The following is a 23198-nucleotide window of genomic DNA, read 5'->3' as shown; positions in this document are numbered from 1 at the left end:
TAGAAATAATAAAAAACCCCCTTGTTTTCACAAGAGGGCTTTTATCATTTTTATAACCAAATGCTTAACGAGTAATCATGATTTTTTCTGTTAAAATATTATCCTTAATATTCATTTTCAATAAGTAAATACCGGTAGGTATATTCCTAATATCTATTTGTAAATCATGATTGAGATCAGTGGATTTAAAAGTATGTTCGTGATTTAAAATGATCTTGCCATCTAAATCCACAATGCTAAACTGTACATCTCCCTTATCCAATCCGTTCAAATTAATATTAATAACTTCTCTTGTTGGATTTGGATAAACCGTCATTGATGTATTTGCTGATTTTGAATTTACAACTACAGAAACCACATTACTGTAAGTGAAAGATCCATCCTTGTCTAACATTTTCAATCTATAGTAATACACACCCGAAAGTTTGATATCATAATCTAAGAAATCATATGATTTAGCTACGGTGGAATTCCCTTGAGCTTTTACTGTTCCAATAGATTTGAAACTAGATTGACTTGCATGCTTTCTTTCGATGATAAATCGATCCGTATTTTCTTCCACAGCTGTAATCCAATTCAAGGCTGTATGATCTTTCTCCAAATATCCATTAAATGATATTAATGTAAGAGGAAGTATACTCTGAGGATATATACCAGCATCATAAGTAAGATTATCCACTGCACCCACAACAAACACTTGAGTTGTTCCAGACATGTATGGAGATACCTTAACCTGAGCAGTAACATCACTATCAAATATGTCATCCAGATTAGCATTGTAATTTGGAGTTGTGAAATTAAATGTATCTGCTACTAAGAACTGAAGTGTATAACTTCCACTATTAGGTGCAACATAGAAATAATATTCACCTAAATTATCGGTTGTAGTGGTTTGTAAAGTTACACCAGATACATTTTTCAAATTTACGATAGCTCCCGGTACAGGCCTTTCTCCAGGATCCTGAACCCCATTAAAGGCTTCAGGTCCTTTTCCATCATTGCCTAAGCCCGTATCTTTCCAGACAAAGTTTCCAATCTTAACTGCCTTAAATAAACCTGCATCAACAGTTAGATTATTGGTATTTGCATTGATGGTGTAATTACCAGTAGTACCAATGCCATTGGTATTGTCTAAGTCAGAGTCTATTGCATCTCCAACTTGATTCGGTGAAGTAACTAAGTAACCCACAGGCACTGTAAATTTCACATAGTAAGTTCCTGTAGCTAAGTTATCAAATAGGTACCAACCCGGCAATCCTGTTGATGGATTAGTGGTGGTGTTTTTTTGGCTAACCATTACATTAGTAATTGAATTAAATAACATCACATTAATACCATTTATCCCTTGTTCATTAGCATCTTGGGCACCATTACGATCTGAATCTTCCCAAACATAATCTCCCAATGAATTATTCAAATAATATCCGGCATCAAGATCAGGATAATTTTGACCCGATGCCAGTGGAACATTATCTGAAGTATTTGCACCATGTAATCCACTAATATCAGAATCAGCAATTTCATTACCCACATTAGGAATTGTACTGATCCACCCCTGATTAGCTATTGGCGTAACACTGATGTAATAAGTATCCGGTACTAAATTGATAAACTCATACCATCCAGGTAATCCTGTATTTGGATTATTGGCAGTTAATTTCTGGCCTCTTTGAACTCCGTTAATATCGAATAAAGTCACTGTAAAACCATTCAATCCTGGTTCATTTGCATCTTGACGACCATCCTTATCTAAATCATGCCAAACGAAATCACCTAAACTTGAAGTTCTGTAAAGACCTGCATCAATAGTTTGATTACTTTCACCAGATACCAAGGTTACAACAGGTGCATTTCCAGTTGTTGGATCTGCATCACTATCATTCGTATCATTACTTCCAGATGCATCTTTCTTGGTTAAATCGTAACCACTCGGTCTCACAAACATTACAATATAAGAACCTGGAGCTAAGTTTGTAAATTGATAATATCCTGGCAAATTATTTGGTCCGCCCGTCGCTGTAATAGTACTGGTTATCGGAACCCCAAATACATCTTTTAATATCACATTTACACCATTTAAACCAACTTCTATACCATCTTGAATTCCATTACCATTTGCGTCTATCCAAACATAATCTCCTAGTCGGGCTGGTAAATAAAATCCTGCATCCAAATTGAAATCTTGTTGACCAGGAGTTAATGTTATCAAATCAGTATTTCCAGTTGTTGTATTAGGATCAGAATCTGTTGTATTATTACCACAAGATTTTCGCTTAGTAAATACATGATTCGCACTTGGCTTACTAAAGTTTACATAATAAGTTCCAGCACAAACTTCAAATTCATAATACCCCGGCATACCAGTACTATTATTAGTTGTAACTTTTGTATCTATTAATACATTTGAAGCATCAAATAACCTAACTGTCACTCCATTTATTCCTAATTCAGCAAAATCTTGGCATCCATCTCCATTAGAATCCAACCACACAAAATCACCAATTTTTATCTTTGGATCTACCGTTAATGTTCGGCTTGCAGTTCCTGTACATCCGTTCGCATCCGTTACTGTAACACTATATGTTCCTGCTGTACTTACATTAATGCTTTGTGTCGTCGCAGTCGTTGACCATAAATAGGTAAACGGTGCTGTTCCTACACTTGCATTCGCTGTAAATGTACTGCTCGTTCCTGCACATATTTTGTTGTCTCCTGTTATCGTAACTACTGGATTTGGATCTACCGTTAATGTTCTACTTGCAGTTCCTGTACATCCGTTTGCATCCGTTACAGTGACACTATAGGTTCCTGCTGTACTTACATTAATACTTTGTGTCGTCGCAGTCGTTGACCATAAGTACGTAAACGGTGCTGTTCCTACATTTGCATTCGCTGTAAATGTACTGCTCGTTCCTGCACATATTTTATTGCCTCCTGTTATCGTAACTACTGGATTTGGATCTACCGTTAATGTTCGGCTTGCAGTTCCTGTACATCCGTTTGCATCCGTTACAGTTACACTATAGGTTCCTGCTGTACTTACATTAATACTTTGTGTTGTTGCAGTCGTTGACCATAAGTAGGTAAACGGCGCTGTTCCTACACTTGCATTCGCTGTAAATGTACTGCTCGTTCCTGCACATATTTTGTTGTCTCCTGTTATCGTAACTACTGGATTTGGATCTACCGTTAATGTTCTACTTGCAGTTCCTGTACACCCGTTTGCATCCGTTACAGTTACACTATAGGTTCCTGCTGTACTTACATTAATACTTTGTGTTGTTGCAGTCGTTGACCATAAGTAGGTAAACGGCGCTGTTCCTACACTTGCATTCGCTGTAAATGTACTGCTCGTTCCTGCACATGTTTTGTTGTCACCTGTTATCGTAACTACTGGATTTGGATCTACCGTTAATGTTCTACTTGCAGTTCCTGTACATCCGTTCGCATCCGTTACAGTTACACTATAGGTTCCTGCTGTACTTACATTAATGCTTTGTGTTGTCGCAGTCGTTGACCATAAATAGGTAAACGGTGCTGTTCCTACACTTGCATTCGCTGTAAATGTACTGCTCGTTCCTGTACATGTTTTGTTGTCACCTGTTATCGTAACTACTGGATTTGGATCTACTGTTAATATTCGGCTTGCTGTTCCTGTACACCCGTTCGCATCCGTTACAGTGACACTATAGGTTCCTGCTGTATTTACATTGATACTCTGTGTCGTCGCAGTCGTTGACCATAAATAGGTAAACGGTGCAGTTCCTACACTTGCATTCGCTGTAAATGTACTGCTCGTTCCTGCGCATATTTTATTGCCTCCTGTTATCGTAACTACTGGATTTGGATCTACCGTTAATGTTCTACTTGCAGTTCCTGTACATCCGTTCGCATCCGTTACAGTCACACTGTAGGTTCCTGCTGAACTTACATTGATACTTTGTGTTGTTGCAGTCGTTGACCATAAGTAGGTAAACGGTGCTGTTCCTACACTTGCATTCGCTGTAAATGTGCTGCTCGTTCCTGAGCATATTTTATTGCCTCCTGTTATCGTAACTACTGGATTTGGATCTACCGTTAATGTTCTACTTGCAGTTCCTGTACACCCGTTCGCATCCGTTACAGTTACACTATAGGTTCCTGCTGTACTTACATTAATACTTTGTGTTGTTGCAGTCGTTGACCATAAGTAGGTAAACGGTGCTGTTCCTACACTTGCATTCGCTGTAAATGTACTGCTCGTTCCTGCACATATTTTGTTGTCTCCTGTTATCGTAACTACTGGATTTGGATCTACCGTTAATGTTCTACTTGCAGTTCCTGTACACCCGTTCGCATCCGTTACAGTTACACTATAGGTTCCTGCTGTACTTACATTAATACTTTGTGTCGTCGCAGTCGTTGACCATAAGTAGGTAAACGGTGCTGTTCCTACATTTGCATTCGCTGTAAATGTACTGCTCGTTCCTGCACATATTTTATTGCCTCCTGTTATCGTAACTACTGGATTTGGATCTACCGTTAATGTTCGGCTTGCAGTTCCTGTACATCCGTTTGCATCCGTTACAGTTACACTATAGGTTCCTGCTGTACTTACATTAATACTTTGTGTTGTTGCAGTCGTTGACCATAAGTAGGTAAACGGCGCTGTTCCTACACTTGCATTCGCTGTAAATGTACTGCTCGTTCCTGCACATATTTTGTTGTCTCCTGTTATCGTAACTACTGGATTTGGATCTACCGTTAATGTTCTACTTGCAGTTCCTGTACACCCGTTTGCATCCGTTACAGTTACACTATAGGTTCCTGCTGTACTTACATTAATACTTTGTGTTGTTGCAGTCGTTGACCATAAGTAGGTAAACGGCGCTGTTCCTACACTTGCATTCGCTGTAAATGTACTGCTCGTTCCTGCACATATTTTGTTGTCTCCTGTTATCGTAACTACTGGATTTGGATCTACCGTTAATGTTCTACTTGCAGTTCCTGTACATCCGTTCGCATCCGTTACAGTTACACTATAGGTTCCTGCTGTACTTACATTAATGCTTTGTGTTGTCGCAGTCGTTGACCATAAATAGGTAAACGGTGCTGTTCCTACACTTGCATTCGCTGTAAATGTACTGCTCGTTCCTGTACATGTTTTGTTGTCACCTGTTATCGTAACTACTGGATTTGGATCTACTGTTAATATTCGGCTTGCTGTTCCTGTACACCCGTTCGCATCCGTTACAGTGACACTATAGGTTCCTGCTGTATTTACATTGATACTCTGTGTCGTCGCAGTCGTTGACCATAAATAGGTAAACGGTGCAGTTCCTACACTTGCATTCGCTGTAAATGTACTGCTCGTTCCTGCGCATATTTTATTGCCTCCTGTTATCGTAACTACTGGATTTGGATCTACCGTTAATGTTCTACTTGCAGTTCCTGTACATCCGTTCGCATCTGTTACAGTCACACTGTAGGTTCCTGCTGAACTTACATTGATACTTTGTGTTGTTGCAGTCGTTGACCATAAGTAGGTAAACGGTGCTGTTCCTACACTTGCATTCGCTGTAAATGTGCTGCTCGTTCCTGAGCATATTTTATTGCCTCCTGTTATCGTAACTACTGGATTTGGATCTACCGTTAATGTTCTACTTGCAGTTCCTGTACACCCGTTCGCATCCGTTACAGTTACACTATAGGTTCCTGCTGTACTTACATTAATACTTTGTGTTGTTGCAGTCGTTGACCATAAGTAGGTAAACGGTGCTGTTCCTACACTTGCATTCGCTGTAAATGTACTGCTCGTTCCTGCACATATTTTGTTGTCTCCTGTTATCGTAACTACTGGATTTGGATCTACCGTTAATGTTCGGCTTGCAGTTCCTGTACATCCGTTCGCATCCGTTACAGTTACACTATAGGTTCCTGCTGTACTTACATTGATACTTTGTGTCGTCGCTGTCGTTGACCATAAGTAGGTAAACGGTGCAGTTCCTACACTTGCATTCGCTGTAAATGTACTGCTCGTTCCTGCGCATATTTTGTTACCACCAGTAATTGTAACTACTGGATTTGGATCTACTGTTAATGTTCTACTTGCAGTTCCTGTACATCCGTTTACATCCGTTACAGTGACACTATACGTTCCTGCTGTACTTACATTAATACTTTGTGTTGTCGCAGTCGTTGACCATAAATAAGTAAACGGTGCTGTTCCTACACTTGCATTAGCTGTAAATGTACTGCTCGTTCCTGCGCATATTTTGTTGTCTCCTGTTATTGTAACTACTGGATTTGGATCAACGGTTAATGTTCGACTTGCAGTTCCTGTACATCCGTTCGCATCCGTTACTGTAACACTATATGTTCCTGCTGTACTTACATTGATACTTTGTGTTGTTGCAGTCGTTGACCATAAGTAGGTAAACGGTGCTGTTCCTACACTTGCATTCGCTGTAAATGTACTGCTCGTTCCTGCGCATATTTTGTTGCCACCTGTTATTGTAACTACAGGATTTGGTACTACAGTCAATGTTATACAATTAGAATTTGCACTACATGTTACGCCGTTTAATGTTGAGGTTGCTACTCGTCTGTAATTTGTTGTAACCGTCAAGCCTGATGGTACATCATAAGTCGCTAATGTAGCTCCTGCGATATTACTAAATGTTCCATTACATCCTGTAGTACTAGACTGCCATTGGTAAGTTATCGTTCCACTTCCTGTGGCCGCTACACTGGTAAATCCTGCTGGATCACCTCCACTGCATATCGTTTGATCAGCAGCTATACTTCCTGGGGTTAAATCATTCACAGTAACGGTAATACAATTGGAATTGGCGCTACATGATACACCGTTTAAGGTTGAGGTAGCTACTCGTCTGTAACTTGTTGTTACCGTCAAGCCGGATGGTACATCATAAGTCGCTAATGTAGCTCCTACGATATTGCTAAATGTTCCATTACATCCTGTCGTGCTGGACTGCCATTGGTAAGTTATTGTTCCACTTCCTGTAGCCGCTACACTGGTAAATGCTGCTGGATCGCCGCCACTGCATATCGTTTGATCAGCAGCTATACTTCCAGGGGTTAAATTATTTATAGTAACGGTAATACAATTCGAGTTTGCACTACATGCTACTCCGTTTAAGGTTGAGGTTGCTACTCGTCTGTAACTTGTTGTAACCGTCAAGCCTGATGGTACATCATAAGTCGCTAATGTTGCTCCAGCGATATTGCTGAATGTTCCATTACATCCTGTCGTGCTCGACTGCCATTGGTAGGTTATCGTTCCACTTCCTGTAGCCGGTACACTGGTAAATCCTGCTGGATCACCGCCACTGCATATCGTTTGATCGGCAGCTATACTTCCAGGAGTTAAATTATTTACAGTAACTGTTATACAATTAGAATTGGCACTACATGTCACTCCGTTTAGGGTTGAGGTTGCTACTCTTCTGTAACTTGTTGTTACCGTCAAGCCTGATGGTACATCATAAGTTGCTGATGTTGCTCCTGCAATATTGCTAAATGTTCCATTACATCCTGTCGTGCTGGACTGCCATTGGTAGGTTATCGTTCCACTTCCTGTGGCTGCTACACTGGTAAATCCTGCTGGATCTCCTCCACTGCATATCGTTTGATCCGCAGCTATACTTCCTGGGGTTAAATTATTTATAGTAACTGTTATACAATTCGAATTAGCACTACATGCTACTCCGTTTAGAGTTGAGGTTGCTACTCGTCTGTAACTTGTTGTTACCGTCAAGCCGGATGGTACATCATAAGTCGCTAATGTAGCTCCTGCTATATTGCTGAATGTTCCATTACATCCTGTCGTGCTCGACTGCCATTGGTAGCTTATCGTTCCACTTCCTGTAGCTGCTACACTGGTAAATCCTACTGGATCTCCTCCACTGCATATCGTTTGATCGGCAGCTATACTTCCAGGAGTTAAATCATTTACAGTAACCGTTATACAATTGGAATTAGCACTACATGCTACTCCGTTTAATGTACTTGTTGCTACTCGTCTGTAACTTGTTGTTACCGTCAATCCTGATGGTACATCATAAGTCGCTAATGTAGCTCCTGCTATATTGCTGAATGTTCCATTACATCCAGTCGTGCTGGACTGCCATTGGTAGGTTATCGTTCCACTTCCTGTCGCCGCTACACTGGTAAATCCTGCTGGATCACCTCCACTGCATATCGTTTGATCGGCAGCTATACTTCCAGGAGTTAAATTATTTACAGTAACTGTTATACAATTAGAATTGGCACTACATGCTATTCCGTTTAATGTTGAGGTTGCTACTCGTCTGTAACTTGTCGTTACCGTCAAGCCGGATGGTACATCATAAGTCGCTAATGTAGCTCCTGCTATATTGCTGAATGTTCCATTACATCCTGTCGTGCTCGACTGCCATTGGTAGCTTATCGTTCCACTTCCTGTAGCTGCTACACTGGTAAATCCTACTGGATCTCCTCCACTGCATATAGTTTGATCGGCAGCTATACTTCCAGGAGTTAAATCATTTACAGTAACAGTAATACAATTCGAGTTTGCACTACATGCTACTCCGTTTAATGTACTTGTTGCTACTCGTCTGTAACTTGTTGTTACTGTCAAGCCTGATGGTACATCATAAGTCGCTAAAGTTGCTCCTGCGATATTGCTGAATGTTCCATTACATCCTGTCGTGCTAGACTGCCATTGGTAAGTTATCGTTCCACTTCCTGTCGCTGCTACACTGGTAAATCCTGCTGGATCTCCTCCACTGCATATCGTTTGATCGGCAGCTATACTTCCTGGGGTTAAATCATTTACAGTAACGGTAATACAATTCGAGTTTGCACTACATGCAACGCCGTTTAATGTTGAGGTGGCTACTCTTCTATAACTTGTTGTAACCGTCAATCCTGATGGTACATCATAAGTCGCTAATGTAGCTCCTGCTATATTGCTGAATGTTCCATTACATCCTGTCGTGCTAGACTGCCATTGGTAAGTTATCGTTCCACTTCCTGTGGCTGCTACACTGGTAAATCCTGCTGGATCTCCTCCACTGCATATCGTTTGATCGGAAGCTATACTTCCTGGAGTTAAATCATTTACGGTAACTGTTATACAATTCGAATTAGCACTACATGCTACTCCGTTTAAAGTACTTGTAGCTACTCTTCTGTAACTTGTTGTAACCGTCAAGCCTGATGGTACATCATAAGTCGCTAATGTAGCTCCAGCGATATTGCTAAATGTTCCATTACATCCTGTAGTGCTGGACTGCCATTGGTAAGTTATTGTTCCACTTCCTGTAGCCGCTACACTGGTAAATGCTGCTGGATCGCCGCCACTGCATATCGTTTGATCAGCAGCTATACTTCCAGGGGTTAAATCATTCACAGTAACGGTAATACAATTCGAGTTTGCACTACATGCTACTCCGTTTAAGGTTGAGGTTGCTACTCGTCTGTAACTTGTTGTAACCGTCAAGCCTGATGGTACATCATAAGTCGCTAATGTTGCTCCAGCGATATTGCTGAATGTTCCATTACATCCTGTCGTGCTCGACTGCCATTGGTAGGTTATCGTTCCACTTCCTGTAGCCGCTACACTGGTAAATCCTGCTGGATCACCTCCACTGCATATCGTTTGATCGGCAGCTATACTTCCAGGAGTTAAATTATTTACAGTAACTGTTATACAATTAGAATTGGCACTACATGTCACTCCGTTTAGGGTTGAGGTTGCTACTCTTCTGTAACTTGTTGTTACCGTCAAGCCTGATGGTACATCATAAGTTGCTGATGTTGCTCCTGCAATATTGCTAAATGTTCCATTACATCCTGTCGTGCTGGACTGCCATTGGTAGGTTATCGTTCCACTTCCTGTGGCTGCTACACTGGTAAATCCTGCTGGATCTCCTCCACTGCATATCGTTTGATCCGCAGCTATACTTCCTGGGGTTAAATTATTTATAGTAACTGTTATACAATTCGAATTAGCACTACATGCTACTCCGTTTAGAGTTGAGGTTGCTACTCGTCTGTAACTTGTTGTTACCGTCAAGCCGGATGGTACATCATAAGTCGCTAATGTAGCTCCTGCTATATTGCTGAATGTTCCATTACATCCTGTCGTGCTCGACTGCCATTGGTAGCTTATCGTTCCACTTCCTGTAGCTGCTACACTGGTAAATCCTACTGGATCTCCTCCACTGCATATCGTTTGATCGGCAGCTATACTTCCAGGAGTTAAATCATTTACAGTAACCGTTATACAATTGGAGTTTGCACTACATGCTACTCCGTTTAATGTACTTGTTGCTACTCGTCTGTAACTTGTCGTTACCGTCAAGCCTGATGGTACATCATAAGTTGCTAATGTAGCTCCTGCGATATTGCTGAATGTTCCATTACATCCTGTCGTGCTGGACTGCCATTGGTAGGTTATTGTTCCACTTCCTGTAGCCGCTACACTGGTAAATCCTGCTGGATCCCCTCCACTACATATCGTTTGATCAGCAGCTATACTTCCTGGAGTTAAATCATTTACAGTAACCGTTATACAATTCGAGTTTGCACTACATGCTACTCCGTTTAATGTACTTGTTGCTACTCTTCTGTAACTTGTCGTTACCGTCAAGCCTGATGGTACATCATAAGTCGCTAATGTAGCTCCTGCTATATTACTAAATGTTCCATTACATCCTGTCGTGCTCGACTGCCATTGGTAAGTTATCGTTCCACTTCCTGTGGCTGCTACACTGGTAAATGCTGCTGGATCTCCTCCACTGCATATCGTTTGATCAGCAGCTATACTTCCTGGAGTTAAATCATTTACAGTAACCGTTATACAATTAGAATTGGCACTACATGCTACTCCGTTTAATGTACTTGTTGCTACTCGTCTGTAACTTGTTGTTACCGTCAAGCCGGATGGTACATCATAAGTCGCTAATGTAGCTCCTGCTATATTACTGAATGTTCCATTACATCCTGTAGTGCTCGACTGCCATTGATAAGTTATCGTTCCACTTCCTGTGGCTGCAACACTCGTAAATGCTGCAGGATCACCGCCACTGCATATTGTTTGATCAGCAGCTATACTTCCTGGGGTTAAATCATTCACAGTAACCGTTATACAATTGGAGTTTGCACTACATGCTACTCCGTTTAATGTACTTGTTGCTACTCGTCTATAATTTGTCGTTACCGTCAAGCCTGATGGTACATCATAAGTCGCTAATGTAGCTCCTGCTATATTGCTGAATGTTCCATTACATCCTGTCGTGCTGGACTGCCATTGGTATGTTATCGTTCCGCTTCCTGTGGCTGCTACACTGGTAAATCCTGCTGGATCTCCTCCACTGCATATCGTTTGATCAGCAGCTATACTTCCAGGGGTTAAATTATTTACAGTAACCGTTATACAATTCGAGTTTGCACTACATGCTACTCCGTTTAATGTACTTGTTGCTACTCGTCTGTAACTTGTTGTTACTGTCAAGCCGGATGGTACATCATAGGTTGCTAATGTAGCTCCTGCGATATTGCTAAATGTTCCATTACATCCTGTAGTGCTAGACTGCCATTGGTAGGTTATCGTTCCACTTCCTGTGGCCGCTACACTGGTAAATCCTGCTGGATCGCCTCCACTGCATATCGTTTGATCAGCAGCTATACTTCCCGGAGTTAAATCATTTACGGTAACTGTTATACAATTGGAGTTTGCACTACATGCTACTCCGTTTAATGTACTTGTTGCTACTCTTCTGTAACTTGTCGTGACCGTCAATCCTGATGGTACATCATAAGTCGCTAATGTAGCTCCTGCTATATTGCTGAATGTTCCATTACATCCTGTCGTGCTCGACTGCCATTGGTAGCTTATCGTTCCACTTCCTGTGGCCGCTACACTGGTAAATCCTGCTGGATCTCCTCCACTGCATATCGTTTGATCAGCAGCTATACTTCCAGGAGTTAAATCATTTACAGTAACCGTTATACAATTGGAGTTTGCACTACATGCTACGCCGTTTAATGTACTTGTTGCTACTCTTCTGTAACTTGTTGTTACCGTCAAGCCGGATGGTACATCATAGGTTGCTAAAGTTGCTCCTGCTATATTGCTGAATGTTCCATTACATCCTGTCGTGCTGGACTGCCATTGGTAGCTTATCGTTCCACTTCCTGTGGCTGCTACACTGGTAAATCCTGCTGGATCCCCTCCACTACATATCGTTTGATCAGCAGCTATACTTCCTGGAGTTAAATCATTTACAGTAACCGTTATACAATTCGAGTTTGCACTACATGCTACTCCGTTTAATGTACTTGTTGCTACTCTTCTGTAACTTGTCGTTACCGTCAAGCCTGATGGTACATCATAAGTCGCTAATGTAGCTCCTGCGATATTACTAAATGTTCCATTACATCCTGTAGTGCTAGACTGCCATTGGTAGCTTATCGTTCCACTTCCTGTGGCTGCTACACTGGTAAATCCTGCTGGATCTCCTCCACTGCATATCGTTTGATCAGCAGCTATACTTCCAGGAGTTAAATCATTCACAGTAACTGTTATACAATTCGAATTGGCACTACATGCTACTCCGTTTAATGTACTTGTAGCTACTCGTCTGTAACTTGTCGTTACCGTCAAGCCTGATGGTACATCATAAGTCGCTAATGTAGCTCCTGCGATATTGCTGAATGTTCCATTACATCCTGTCGTGCTGGACTGCCATTGGTAGCTTATCGTTCCACTTCCTGTGGCTGCTACACTGGTAAATCCTGCTGGATCACCTCCACTGCAAATTGTTTGATCAGCAGCTATACTTCCAGGAGTTAAATCATTTACAGTAACGGTAATACAATTGGAGTTTGCACTACATGTTACTCCGTTTAATGTACTTGTTGCTACTCTTCTGTAACTTGTTGTTACCGTCAATCCTGATGGAACATCATAAGTCGCTAATGTAGCTCCTGCTATATTACTGAATGTTCCATTACATCCTGTAGTACTGGACTGCCATTGGTAGGTTATCGTTCCACTTCCTGTGGCTGCTACATTGGTAAATCCTGCTGGATCTCCTCCACTGCATATCGTTTGATCGGCAGCTATACTTCCTGGGGTTAAATCATTCACAGTAACGGTTATACAATTGGAATTGGCACTACATGTTACGCCGTTTAATGTTGAGGTTGCTACTCGTCTGTAACTTGTCGTTACCGTCAAGCCGGATGGTACATCATAGGTTGCTAAAGTTGCTCCTGCTATATTGCTGAATGTTCCATTACATCCTGTCGTGCTGGACTGCCATTGGTAGCTTATCGTTCCACTTCCTGTGGCTGCTACACTGGTAAATCCTGCTGGATCACCTCCACTGCATATCGTTTGATCCGCAGCTATACTTCCAGGAGTTAAATCATTTACGGTAACTGTTATACAATTGGAGTTTGCACTACATGCTACTCCGTTTAATGTACTTGTTGCTACTCTTCTGTAACTTGTCGTTACCGTCAAGCCGGATGGTACATCATAAGTCGCTAATGTAGCTCCTGCTATATTGCTGAATGTTCCATTACATCCTGTCGTGCTCGACTGCCATTGGTAGCTTATCGTTCCACTTCCTGTAGCTGCTACACTGGTAAATCCTGCCGGATCTCCGCCACTACATATCGTTTGATCAGCAGCTATACTTCCAGGGGTTAAATTATTCACAGTAACCGTTATACAATTGGAATTAGCACTACATGCTACTCCGTTTAATGTACTTGTTGCTACTCGTCTGTAACTTGTTGTTACCGTCAATCCTGATGGTACATCATAAGTCGCTAATGTAGCTCCTGCTATATTACTAAATGTTCCATTACATCCTGTCGTGCTGGACTGCCATTGGTAGGTTATCGTTCCACTTCCTGTGGCTGCTACACTGGTAAATCCTGCTGGATCACCTCCACTGCATATCGTTTGATCGGCAGCTATACTTCCAGGAGTTAAATTATTTACAGTAACTGTTATACAATTAGAATTGGCACTACATGCTATTCCGTTTAATGTTGAGGTTGCTACTCGTCTGTAACTTGTCGTTACCGTCAAGCCGGATGGTACATCATAAGTCGCTAATGTAGCTCCTGCTATATTGCTGAATGTTCCATTACATCCTGTCGTGCTCGACTGCCATTGGTAGCTTATCGTTCCACTTCCTGTAGCTGCTACACTGGTAAATCCTACTGGATCTCCTCCACTGCATATCGTTTGATCGGCAGCTATACTTCCAGGAGTTAAATCATTTACAGTAACGGTAATACAATTCGAGTTTGCACTACATGCTACTCCGTTTAATGTACTTGTTGCTACTCGTCTGTAACTTGTTGTTACTGTCAAGCCTGATGGTACATCATAAGTCGCTAAAGTTGCTCCTGCGATATTGCTGAATGTTCCATTACATCCTGTTGTACTGGACTGCCATTGATAGGTTATCGTTCCACTTCCTGTGGCTGCTACACTGGTAAATCCTGCTGGATCTCCTCCACTGCATATCGTTTGATCAGCAGCTATACTTCCAGGGGTTAAATTATTTACAGTAACTGTTATACAATTCGAATTAGCACTACATGTCACTCCGTTTAAGGTTGAGGTAGCTACTCGTCTGTAACTTGTCGTTACCGTCAAGCCGGATGGTACATCATAAGTCGCTAATGTAGCTCCTGCTATATTACTGAATGTTCCATTACATCCTGTTGTGCTGGATTGCCATTGGTAGGTTATCGTTCCACTTCCTGTAGCTGCTACACTGGTAAATCCTGCTGGATTGCCTCCATTGCATATCGTTTGATCAGCAGCTATACTTCCCGGAGTTAAATCATTTACGGTAACCGTTATACAATTCGAGTTTGCACTACATGCTACTCCGTTTAAGGTTGAGGTTGCTACTCGTCTGTAACTTGTTGTAACCGTCAAGCCTGATGGTACATCATAAGTCGCTAAAGTAGCTCCAGCGATATTACTGAATGTTCCATTACATCCTGTTGTGCTGGACTGCCATTGGTAGGTTATCGTTCCGCTTCCTGTAGCTGCTACACTGGTAAATCCTGCTGGATCACCTCCACTGCATATCGTTTGATCAGCAGCTATACTTCCTGGGGTTAAATTATTTACGGTAACTGTTATACAATTCGAATTAGCACTACATGTCACTCCGTTTAAGGTTGAGGTAGCTACTCGTCTGTAACTTGTCGTTACCGTCAATCCTGATGGTACATCATAAGTCGCTAATGTTGCTCCTGCGATATTACTGAATGTTCCATTACATCCTGTCGTACTGGACTGCCATTGGTAGCTTATCGTTCCACTTCCTGTGGCTGCTACACTGGTAAATCCTGCTGGATCTCCTCCACTGCATATCGTTTGATCGGCAGCTATACTTCCAGGGGTTAAATTATTTACAGTAATTGTTATACAATTGGAATTTGCACTACATGTTACGCCGTTTAATGTTGAGGTAGCTACTCTTCTGTAACTTGTTGTTACCGTCAAGCCTGATGGTACATCATAAGTCGCTGATGTAGCTCCTGCAATATTGCTGAATGTTCCATTACATCCTGTCGTGCTGGACTGCCATTGGTAGGTTATCGTTCCGCTTCCTGTAGCTGCTACACTGGTAAATCCTGCTGGATCTCCGCCACTGCATATCGTTTGATCCGCAGCTATACTTCCAGGAGTTAAATCATTTACAGTAACCGTTATACAATTGGAGTTTGCACTACATGCTACGCCGTTTAATGTACTTGTTGCTACTCTTCTGTAACTTGTCGTTACCGTCAAGCCTGATGGTACATCATAAGTCGCTAATGTAGCTCCTGCGATATTGCTGAATGTTCCATTACATCCTGTCGTGCTGGACTGCCATTGGTAGGTTATCGTTCCACTTCCTGTAGCTGCTACACTGGTAAATCCTACCGGATCGCCGCCACTACATATCGTTTGATCAGCAGCTATACTTCCTGGGGTTAAATTATTTACAGTAACCGTTATACAATTCGAGTTTGCACTACATGCTACGCCGTTTAATGTACTTGTTGCTACTCTTCTGTAACTTGTCGTTACCGTCAAGCCGGATGGTACATCATAAGTCGCTAATGTAGCTCCTGCTATATTGCTGAATGTTCCATTACATCCTGTAGTACTCGACTGCCATTGGTAGGTTATCGTTCCACTTCCTGTCGCCGCTACACTGGTAAATCCTGCTGGATCGCCGCCACTGCATATCGTTTGATCAGCAGCTATACTTCCAGGAGTTAAATTATTTACGGTAACTGTTATACAATTCGAATTAGCACTACATGTCACTCCGTTTAGGGTTGAGGTTGCTACTCGTCTGTAATTTGTCGTTACCGTCAAGCCGGATGGTACATCATAAGTCACTAATGTTGCTCCTGCGATATTGCTAAATGTTCCATTACATCCTGTAGTGCTGGACTGCCATTGGTATGTTATCGTTCCACTTCCTGTCGCTGCTACACTGGTAAATCCTGCTGGATCGCCGCCACTGCATATCGTTTGATCAGCAGCTATACTTCCAGGAGTTAAATCATTTACAGTAACCGTTATACAATTGGAATTAGCACTACATGCTACTCCGTTTAATGTACTTGTTGCTACTCGTCTGTAACTTGTTGTTACCGTCAATCCTGATGGTACATCATAAGTCGCTAATGTAGCTCCTGCTATATTGCTGAATGTTCCATTACATCCTGTCGTGCTGGACTGCCATTGGTAGCTTATCGTTCCACTTCCTGTGGCTGCTACACTGGTAAATCCTGCTGGATCGCCTCCACTGCATATCGTTTGATCGGCAGCTATACTTCCAGGGGTTAAATTATTTACAGTAATTGTTATACAATTGGAATTTGCACTACATGTTACGCCGTTTAATGTTGAGGTAGCTACTCTTCTGTAACTTGTTGTTACCGTCAAGCCTGATGGTACATCATAAGTCGCTGATGTAGCTCCTGCAATATTGCTGAATGTTCCATTACATCCTGTCGTGCTGGACTGCCATTGGTAGGTTATCGTTCCGCTTCCTGTAGCTGCTACACTGGTAAATCCTGCTGGATCTCCGCCACTGCATATCGTTTGATCAGCAGCTATACTTCCAGGAGTTAAATCATTTACAGTAACCGTTATACAATTGGAGTTTGCACTACATGCTACGCCGTTTAATGTACTTGTTGCTACTCTTCTGTAACTTGTCGTTACCGTCAAGCCTGATGGTACATCATAAGTCGCTAATGTAGCTCCTGCGATATTGCTGAATGTTCCATTACATCCTGTCGTGCTGGACTGCCATTGGTAGGTTATCGTTCCACTTCCTGTAGCTGCTACACTGGTAAATCCTACCGGATCGCCGCCACTACATATCGTTTGATCAGCAGCTATACTTCCTGGGGTTAAATTATTTACAGTAACCGTTATACAATTCGAGTTTGCACTACATGCTACGCCGTTTAATGTACTTGTTGCTACTCTTCTGTAACTTGTCGTTACCGTCAAGCCGGATGGTACATCATAAGTCGCTAATGTAGCTCCTGCTATATTGCTGAATGTTCCATTACATCCTGTAGTACTCGACTGCCATTGGTAGGTTATCGTTCCACTTCCTGTCGCCGCTACACTGGTAAATCCTGCTGGATCGCCGCCACTGCATATCGTTTGATCAGCAGCTATACTTCCAGGAGTTAAATTATTTACGGTAACTGTTATACAATTCGAATTAGCACTACATGTCACTCCGTTTAGGGTTGAGGTTGCTACTCGTCTGTAATTTGTCGTTACCGTCAAGCCGGATGGTACATCATAAGTCACTAATGTTGCTCCTGCGATATTGCTAAATGTTCCATTACATCCTGTAGTGCTGGACTGCCATTGGTATGTTATCGTTCCACTTCCTGTCGCTGCTACACTGGTAAATCCTGCTGGATCGCCGCCACTGCATATCGTTTGATCAGCAGCTATACTTCCAGGAGTTAAATCATTTACAGTAACCGTTATACAATTGGAATTAGCACTACATGCTACTCCGTTTAATGTACTTGTTGCTACTCGTCTGTAACTTGTTGTTACCGTCAATCCTGATGGTACATCATAAGTCGCTAATGTAGCTCCTGCTATATTGCTGAATGTTCCATTACATCCTGTCGTGCTCGACTGCCATTGGTAGCTTATCGTTCCACTTCCTGTAGCTGCTACACTGGTAAATCCTACTGGATCTCCTCCACTGCATATCGTTTGATCGGCAGCTATACTTCCAGGAGTTAAATCATTTACAGTAACGGTAATACAATTCGAGTTTGCACTACATGCTACTCCGTTTAATGTACTTGTTGCTACTCGTCTGTAACTTGTTGTTACTGTCAAGCCTGATGGTACATCATAAGTCGCTAAAGTTGCTCCTGCGATATTGCTGAATGTTCCATTACATCCTGTTGTACTGGACTGCCATTGATAGGTTATCGTTCCACTTCCTGTGGCTGCTACACTGGTAAATCCTGCTGGATCTCCTCCACTGCATATCGTTTGATCAGCAGCTATACTTCCAGGGGTTAAATTATTTACAGTAACTGTTATACAATTCGAATTAGCACTACATGTCACTCCGTTTAAGGTTGAGGTAGCTACTCGTCTGTAACTTGTCGTTACCGTCAAGCCGGATGGTACATCATAAGTCGCTAATGTAGCTCCTGCTATATTACTGAATGTTCCATTACATCCTGTTGTGCTGGATTGCCATTGGTAGGTTATCGTTCCACTTCCTGTAGCTGCTACACTGGTAAATCCTGCTGGATTGCCTCCATTGCATATCGTTTGATCAGCAGCTATACTTCCCGGAGTTAAATCATTTACGGTAACCGTTATACAATTCGAGTTTGCACTACATGCTACTCCGTTTAAGGTTGAGGTTGCTACTCGTCTGTAACTTGTTGTAACCGTCAAGCCTGATGGTACATCATAAGTCGCTAAAGTAGCTCCAGCGATATTACTGAATGTTCCATTACATCCTGTTGTGCTGGACTGCCATTGGTAGGTTATCGTTCCGCTTCCTGTAGCTGCTACACTGGTAAATCCTGCTGGATCACCTCCACTGCATATCGTTTGATCAGCAGCTATACTTCCTGGGGTTAAATTATTTACGGTAACTGTTATACAATTCGAATTAGCACTACATGTCACTCCGTTTAAGGTTGAGGTAGCTACTCGTCTGTAACTTGTCGTTACCGTCAATCCTGATGGTACATCATAAGTCGCTAATGTTGCTCCTGCGATATTACTGAATGTTCCATTACATCCTGTCGTACTGGACTGCCATTGGTAGCTTATCGTTCCACTTCCTGTGGCTGCTACACTGGTAAATCCTGCTGGATCTCCTCCACTGCATATCGTTTGATCGGCAGCTATACTTCCAGGGGTTAAATTATTTACAGTAATTGTTATACAATTGGAATTTGCACTACATGTTACGCCGTTTAATGTTGAGGTAGCTACTCTTCTGTAACTTGTTGTTACCGTCAAGCCTGATGGTACATCATAAGTCGCTGATGTAGCTCCTGCAATATTGCTGAATGTTCCATTACATCCTGTCGTGCTGGACTGCCATTGGTAGGTTATCGTTCCGCTTCCTGTAGCTGCTACACTGGTAAATCCTGCTGGATCTCCGCCACTGCATATCGTTTGATCCGCAGCTATACTTCCAGGAGTTATTGTATTAATTGTAAGTGTGATATTAGCTGATCCGGTACAACCATTTAAATCAGTAACAGTCACAAAATAATTTCCTGCTGAACTTACAGTAATACTTTGAGTTGTTGCTGAATTAGACCATAAATAACTATAGGGGCTAGTTCCACCACTCGCATTTGCAGTAAAAACGGTATTAGTACCGGTACAAATAACATTAGTTCCTGAAATAGTCACTGTAGGTTTAGGATTTACAGTTAAAACTCTTGAAGCTGTAGCTGTACATCCTTTAGAATCCGTAACTGTAACAACATATGTTCCGGCTGTATTGATAGTAATACTTTGTGTTGTAGCGGAATTACTCCATAAATATGTATACGGGCTTGTACCCCCACTTGGATTTGCAGTAAAAACTGATGAACTACCTAAACAAATAATTTGATTTCCAACTATTTGTACCGTTGGTTTAGGGTTTACCGTTACAGTTTTAGAAGCTGATGCTGTACACCCTTTGGTATCTGTTACCGTTACAGAATAGGTTCCTGATGTGCTAACAGTTATAAATGTTGAAGTTGAACCTGTACTCCACAAATAGGTATATCCTGGTGTACCACCACTAACCGCGGTGGTAAGTTGACTCGTGTTGCCTTCACAAAATGTAGTAGTTCCATTGATTATTACGGATGGTGAAGGGTTCACCGTCAATGCCCTGCTGGCTGTTGCTGTACATCCTTTAGTATCAGTAACTGTTACAAAATAGGTTCCAGTTGTTGAAACTGTTGTACTTTGAGTTGTTGCTGAATTACTCCATAAATACGTATAACCAGGAGTTCCACCACTTGGATTTGCAGTAAAGACTGTACTGTTTCCACTACAAATAATATTAGTACCAGATATTGTGGTAGACGGTATTGGGTTCACGGTTAAAGTACGAGAAGCGGTACCTGTACATCCATTTAAATCGGTTACAGTAACAGAATAAGTTCCAGCTGTTCCAATTACAATAAAATCTGTTGTGGCACCAGTACTCCACAAATAAGTGTATGGTGGTGTTCCTGAAGAAGCATATGCAGTAAATGTAACAGTGCTACCCTGACAAACATTTGTGAGTCCATCAATTTTAGCTAGAGGTTTTGGTTTTTGAGTTAATGTGACAGAAGCGCTACCAGTACACCCGTTAAAATCCGTAACTGTTACGGTATAAGTGCCTAATGTGCTTACCGTTATCATTTGAGTAGTTGCTCCAGTACTCCATAAATAAGTATAAGGTGCTGTACCCCCTGAAGGGTTTGCTGTAAAAGTTGTGGGCTGGCCCGCACAAGGATTATTATTTCCAGTTATTGTAACTGTGGGTTTAGGTTTTACTGTTAATGTTCGTGATGATGTACCAGTGCATCCATTAGCATCAGTAACGGTAACTATATAGTTTCCTGCTGTAGTAATTGTAATACTTTGAGTAGTAGCTGAGTTGCTCCATAAATAAGTGTAGGGTGTTGTTCCATTACTAGGACTCGCGGTGAATACAGTTGACCCACCCGCACAAATAATATTATTTCCATCAATCTTGACCACTGGTTTAGCATTAACCGTTAAAATCCTACTAGCAGTAGCTGTACATCCTTTAGAGTCTGTGACAGTTACAGAATAGGTACCGGCTGTACTGATTGCAATTGCAGCCGATGTGGAACCATTACTCCATAAGTAACTATATGGAGTCGTTCCTCCAGATGGATTCGCTGTAAAAGTTGTATTAGACCCATTACAAATAATTTGGTTTCCCGTGATGGTTACGACAGGTTTTGGATTTACTGTTACAGTATGAGAAGCAGTTGCTGTGCAATTATTTGCATCCGTAGCTGTAATCGTATAAGTTGTTGTTATTGAAGGTGATACAGTTTTAGTTGACCCTGTACCCAACCCATTACTCCATAAATAGCTTATAGGTAAGGCCCCATTTACAGAAGAAGCAGTTAATGTAACTGAAGTACCATTGCAAAGCGTTGTGGATGTACCGTTGGATGCATTCAACAATGCAGAGGTCATACTGCATAAAGAATAAGAAATACAAACACTTGATGGCACTACTGAATTAGGGCCATTTGCACAAGAAGCATCATTACCCACTGACCAGTGTTCGATAAATATTTGATCTGCACCATTAGGTAAAAATCCGGTTCCTAATGAACCTCTCCAATAGGCTTGACTTTTAAAATCAGGAACATCATTTGTGTAATTTGATGAATATACTACTGAACCACTTTTCTTAAAAACCAACCTCCATCTTTCGTTGGGTTGAGTAACAACATCCCTTCCTATATATCCATCCCAGCCAACAGCATCCGGAATTGCAACAGAAACAGGTCCACTGAATGCCGGTGGATAGGGACCCGGAATTAAATAGGATAGCGTTCCCCCACAAAATAATCTTACTGCTGAAGGGTTACCATTTATTGCATCTATGATTTGTGACCATTTAAAGGTATTACCCGTACAAGCTGCGGGAGTTGGCGTACAAAAAGGAGGAGCATTGGCATTATCTGGATTACAAGCTGTTACTTGTAAGCACATTTCATCCACTTTTAAAAAGTTTCCGTTTGTTAGCCCTTGAATAACAACTTTTGTGGCATTTGTTGGGACTATTCCATTTATTGTGTACAATGCCATATTTGGTAAAATAGCATCCACCTGTTGAGTTAATTGACTAATAAAAACATTATTAACATCATAAAATAATAAACCCACTGTGGCATCAAAAGTATTAACATGCACACCACCATATGTTTTAAATGTAAAAGAGGACCCTCCAGAAATTGTTGTAATGGTTTGATTGAAACCTCCATAGGCTGGAGGAATACCGTTATATGCAAATTCACCGTGACCAATTGTAGCACATTGAGGAAAAGCCGTGTTACGATAAAAATTACCATTAAAAAAATTCCATCCACTTACATTGACTTCAAAATCACCATTAATAATAATATTATTTGCACAAGGGCATGTACCTAAAAGCGCCAATTTAGCTTCACTTGGGTTGATATCCACTATGCCTTCTGGTTTAAAAACGATTCTTTCCAGAGAGATTTCAGAATTTAATATTTTCTTATTTGGACTTGGAGGTACTTTATCCAGATTTTGTGAAAAACCAAATAACCACATGCTTAGAAAAACGAATACAAGAATGCCATTTCGATTCTTAAACATTCTGAAACATTTGGAGACATTTAGATTGGACATATGCATATTGAACTTAAGTTTTATAAAAGCCAACTAATGATCTATTTTGTAATCAATAAATCAATCGCTAATTAATTCATAATCAGTAAAATAGCTACCATTTTAACAAATAGCAAAGCCGTCTTCCCTAATCCAATGGGAGCTATTTACACAACTAAGACAATACTTTAGAGCTATACCCCTATTAAAAAGGGATTAAAAGAAACATTGACACTTTTGGAAGATTAAACCA

General features: G+C 41.4%; 1 protein-coding gene. It reads right to left on the bottom strand.

Annotation, left to right across the window (positions count from 1 at the left end; all coding sequences use genetic code 11):
* Nucleotides 1–64: 64 nt before the first annotated feature.
* The gene (locus IPK88_08730) at nt 65–22933 is read right to left on the bottom strand and encodes a T9SS type A sorting domain-containing protein (protein ID MBK8243498.1); all 22869 of its coding nucleotides are present in this window, start codon (nt 22931–22933) and stop codon (nt 65–67) included.
* Nucleotides 22934–23198 lie beyond the last annotated feature (265 nt).

This window comes from Candidatus Defluviibacterium haderslevense (assembly GCA_016712225.1).
Classification (GTDB): Bacteria; Bacteroidota; Bacteroidia; order Chitinophagales; family Saprospiraceae; genus Vicinibacter; species Vicinibacter haderslevensis.
Note: the sequence above shows the minus strand (reverse complement) of the source record. Positions and strands in the feature narration are given on the sequence as shown.